Annotated in this window: 1 pseudogene; it reads left to right on the top strand. The window is 62.4% G+C overall.

Going from position 1 to position 806, the window contains the following annotated elements:
• Positions 1 to 806, top strand: a pseudogene (locus C464_RS12500) (SufD family Fe-S cluster assembly protein); the annotation flags it as partial.

Genomic DNA, 806 nt, shown 5'->3' with positions numbered 1-806 from the left:
CGCTCTCGGGCGTCGGCGCGCAGTACGAGTCGGAGGTCGTCTACCAGAACATGCAGAAGCGGTGGGAAGAGAAGGGCGTCATCTTCTGTAACATGGACGAGGCAGTCCAGGAACACGAGGAACTCGTCCGCGAGCACTTCATGACGAAGTGTGTCCCCCCGAGCGACAACAAGTTCGCGGCGCTTCACGGCGCGATCTGGTCGGGTGGCTCGTTCGTCTACATCCCCGAAAACACCACCGTCGACATGCCGGTCCAGGCGTACTTCCGGATGAACTCCGAGGGGATGGGACAGTTCGAGCACACGCTCATCATCGCCGAGGAGGGATCCGAGGTCCACTACATCGAGGGCTGTTCCGCGCCGAAGTACTCGAAGTTCAATCTCCACTGTGGCGGCGTGGAAGTGTTCGTCGACGAGGACGCTCACGTCCAGTACTCGACCGTCCAGAATTGGTCGAAGAACACGTACAACCTGAACACCAAGCGCGCCATCGCCGAGAAGGGCGGGCGCATGGAGTGGATCTCCGGATCGATGGGGTCGAAGNACCAAGCGCGCCATCGCCGAGAAGGGCGGGCGCATGGAGTGGATCTCCGGATCGATGGGGTCGAAGGCGACGATGCTGTACCCCTCGACAATCCTGAAGGGTCGCGGGGCCTCGGACAATCACATCACCATCGCCTTCGCGGGCGAGGGCCAGGACATCGACACCGGCGCGAAGGTGTACCACAACGCGCCGGACACGAAGTCCACCGTCGAGTCGAAGTCGATCGCGAAAGACGGCGGCCGCACCAACTACCGCGGCCTCGT

Origin of the sequence: Halorubrum coriense DSM 10284, assembly GCF_000337035.1 — an archaeon.
Taxonomy (GTDB): Archaea; Halobacteriota; Halobacteria; order Halobacteriales; family Haloferacaceae; genus Halorubrum; species Halorubrum coriense.
The sequence above is the reverse complement of the archived record's forward strand: the minus strand, read 5'-3'. Positions and strand labels throughout refer to the sequence as shown.